This window comes from Marinobacter gelidimuriae (assembly GCF_000372805.1).
Taxonomy (GTDB): Bacteria; Pseudomonadota; Gammaproteobacteria; order Pseudomonadales; family Oleiphilaceae; genus Marinobacter; species Marinobacter gelidimuriae.
This window is the reverse complement of record NZ_KB889960.1, coordinates 1-3,224: the sequence shown is the minus strand read 5'-3', so window position 1 is coordinate 3,224 and position 3,224 is coordinate 1. Positions and strand designations below refer to the sequence as shown.

The window sequence follows — 3,224 nt, the reverse complement described above, 5'->3', positions numbered from 1 at the left end:
CGTGTTATTCCCTAGTCGAAACCGCTAAAGCGAACAAACTGGAACCGTCGGTTTATATCCAGCATGTTCTGGAGCGCATTGCCGACGCTGACACGCTGGAAAAGCTGGAGGCACTGTTGCCATGGAACGTGGACCTAGAGCGAACTTCAAAAAAAGTGTCGCAGATCGACTGAGGGCAAGTGTGTCGATTTAAGGGCGCTTACGATTCAGATACATGAAGTGGGCGTACAACGTGTATTCAGAGTGGACTTGCATACCCAGTTCTGGAAGCTTTTCTGCGGAGGTTATCTCGTCAGGACTTTCAATATCATCACGCTGTTCTGCCGCCAGATACGCTGACTCAATTGCGCCCGTAAGACTTTTCTTGCTCTTGGCGGCTTTGGATATTTTTACCGAATTCTCATAGTCCGCTTGCGTCCACAGCCTCGCATAACGCCTGTAGGGAGTTGGAAGCGACTGGTCGCATCGCTGTATTGCATCCACCTCCACACTCATTGCATCCACGAGTGAATCGAAGTTGAGATGCATGGCGAAAATGTACTGGGTAGTGTTTTCAGCGGACGCTACTGCGGTTACAACCGTGTTGCGCTTATCCTCTCGCCTAATCCAGTTAATCACGTAGTCCTGATGATCAACGCTTATATAAGCGCTTGAAGCCCGTTTTGGAAAGCTGCGACTCGCGGTTCTGCGCAAACGCCATGCACTGGCGATGAATGAAGTCGATTTTGGCATAAACAGTTTTGACGTCCATATCAGCAAGTTCAGCCATACGCCGGATGGGGGCCTTGTTAACGATCAACGTGAATATTGTTTTGTTTTTATGGGATAGGCGCTGCCGAGTCTGTGGCCTGGAGCTGACAGAGAAGGTTTTCTTGCATGCCTTACATTTGTAACGCTGGCTACCAGAGCTGGTAATCCCGAAAGAGGAGTAAAAGTCTTTTCCCTGAGAAACCTCGACTCCATGGTTCTGGCAGGACGTGTTAGGGCAGGATGGTGGTGTCGCAGCAGGTTCCAGGGCCTTCATCATCCGTGAAAGCTCTTCGTGGATACCCTGATTGCTTTTTAGCGGGACGTGTTCACCGCAGGCATTGCAGTAGCCCTGAGGCATGCCTTTGCCTGAGGCCACAATCTTGTAGGCATTTGTCCCGTAGGCAGACTTCTTGTTGATGGGCACGCCAAAGTGGGTGCAGTGCGGGTTTTTACAGTCATTGACCTGAATGCCTTCGAATTCATCCGGCGTGCGGCGCTTGTGGCGACGAGGATGCTCAGGGTGAAGGTCGTTTGCGCTGCCCTTGGGAGGGGCAGAAGGGCCTTCTGGCTCGTTGCCGTCACCCGCAGAAGATTTTTTCTGCATGACCATCTCCTGAAGAAACCAAGCGCATAGCCTCATTCAAGACCATGCGCTTCATTTTTTCAACAGATTACCCCAACGGCTTGCGGCGAACGCCGGGGGGAATTCGCACACTCAGCGCGCAAGCCCGTGTTTAGAAAAAGCCCAACGGGTTTACGTCGTAGCTGGTCAACATGCACTTGGTTTGCTGGTAATGATCCAACGCCAATTTATGGGTTTCACGTCCAATGCCGGACTTCTTATATCCACCAAAGGCGGCGTGGGCAGGGTACGCGTGGTAGCAGTTCATCCAGACCCGACCGGCCTGAATGTTGCGACCCATGCGGTAAGCCACGTTGGTGTCACGTGACCAGACACCTGCGCCCAAGCCAAACTCGGTATCGTTGGCGATGGCCAGCGCTTCTTCCTCGGTTTTGAAGGTGGTTACCCCCACAACCGGGCCAAAGATCTCTTCCTGGAACACCCGCATCTTGTTGTCGCCCTTAAACACAGTGGGCTGGATGTAGAAGCCGTTAGCAAATTCGCCTTCCAGGTGCTCGCGACCGCCACCGGTGAGTACTTCAGCGCCTTCTTGCTTGCCAATCTCAAGGTACGACAGAATCTTGTCGAATTGTTCTTTGCTGGCCTGAGCGCCTACCTGAACATCGGTATCCAGCGGATTACCGCGCTTGATTGCCTTGGTGCGGGCGACCACTTGTTCCATGAACTCGTCGTACATGTCTTCCTGCACCAGGGCGCGGGACGGACTGGTACACACTTCACCCTGGTTGAAGAACGCCAGAACCAGACCTTCCACGCACTTATCGATGAATTCCGGCTCGGCTTTCATCACATCTGCAAAGTAGATGTTTGGCGATTTGCCACCCAGCTCCACGGTGGACGGAATAAGGCTCTCAGCGGCACACTTCAGAATATGGGAACCCACCGGTGTAGAGCCGGTAAAGGCAATTTTAGCAATACGCTTGCTGGTCGCCAGAGCCTGGCCGGCTTCAATACCGTAACCGTTGACCACGTTGAGCACGCCCGGCGGCAGCAGGTCACCAATCAGCTCCATCAGCACCAGTATGCTCGCAGGCGTCTGCTCGGCCGGCTTCAAGATGGTGCAGTTACCGGCCGCCAGGCAGGGGCCCAGCTTCCAGGCCGCCATTAGAATCGGAAAGTTCCAGGGGATAATTTGCCCAACCACACCCAGCGGCTCGTGGAAGTGATAAGCCACGGTATTATGGTCGATTTCACCCATATGGCCTTCCTGGGCGCGGATACAACCGGCAAAATAACGGAAGTGGTCAGCGGCCAGTGGAATGTCAGCGTTCAGGGTTTCACGAACGGCTTTGCCGTTGTCCCAGGTTTCTGCAACCGCTAGCAGTTCCAGGTTTTCTTCTATGCGGTCCGCTATTTTCAACAAAATACGAGAACGTTCCTGAACCGACGTTCGGCCCCACGCCGGCGCCGCCTTGTGCGCAGCGTCCAGTGCCAGCTCGATGTCTTCGGCTGTGGAACGGGGAATCTCACAAATCACATTACCGGTAATCGGCGTGATATTGTCAAAATACTGTCCTTTTACCGGGGCAACCCACTCGCCGCCAATGTAGTTTCCATAACGCGCTTTGAAAGAAACGACCGAGCCTTCCTTTCCTGGTTGTGCATAGATCATGGTTTCGACCTCATTTTGTGTTTGTTGCTCACCAACGTGGGCTTTCGTATTCACCCACCCAATGTAGATACTAAACCTTTATCGTTGAATGATGCGATAGGGGTGAAAAACTCATCCCTTAGTACTAGTACACTGTATAGTTTAAAACTTCGGATATAAACGCTTTAACTTGCGTCTTGCATCATTTGTACCGAATTGCCAGTCCACATTGGTTTGTCG

Annotated in this window: 4 protein-coding genes; 1 reads left to right on the top strand and 3 read right to left on the bottom strand. The window is 52.6% G+C overall.

Going from position 1 to position 3,224, the window contains the following annotated elements:
• Positions 1–173, top strand: a 173-nt coding sequence (locus tag A3OI_RS20945; protein WP_018405767.1) for a transposase domain-containing protein, incomplete at its 5' end; no start/stop codon positions are given.
• A gap of 16 nt (positions 174–189) precedes the next feature.
• Here the strand turns inward: A3OI_RS20945 and A3OI_RS0118905 are convergent.
• The 3 genes from A3OI_RS0118905 to exaC form a co-directional block, all read right to left on the bottom strand.
• On the bottom strand, positions 190–618 hold the full coding sequence (locus A3OI_RS0118905) for a hypothetical protein (RefSeq protein WP_018405766.1): 429 nt from the start codon (positions 616–618) through the stop codon (positions 190–192).
• Positions 619–631: 13 nt separating this feature from the next.
• Positions 632–1,354, bottom strand: coding sequence for a transposase-like zinc-binding domain-containing protein (locus A3OI_RS0118900; protein WP_018405765.1), 723 nt, complete (start codon positions 1,352–1,354; stop codon positions 632–634).
• Between the two features lie 130 nt (positions 1,355–1,484).
• Positions 1,485–3,005: an acetaldehyde dehydrogenase ExaC gene (gene exaC / locus A3OI_RS0118895; RefSeq protein ID WP_018405764.1), complete on the bottom strand. Its 1,521-nt coding sequence runs from the start codon at positions 3,003–3,005 to the stop codon at positions 1,485–1,487.
• Positions 3,006–3,224 lie beyond the last annotated feature (219 nt).

Bases quoted from the DNA above. Each gene is read 5' to 3' on its own strand.
- A3OI_RS0118900 (WP_018405765.1), bottom strand. From the start codon at position 1,354: ATGCAGAAAAAATCTTCTGCGGGTGACGGCAACGAGCCAGAAGGCCCT.
- exaC (WP_018405764.1), bottom strand. From the start codon at position 3,005: ATGATCTATGCACAACCAGGAAAGGAAGGCTCGGTCGTTTCTTTCAAA.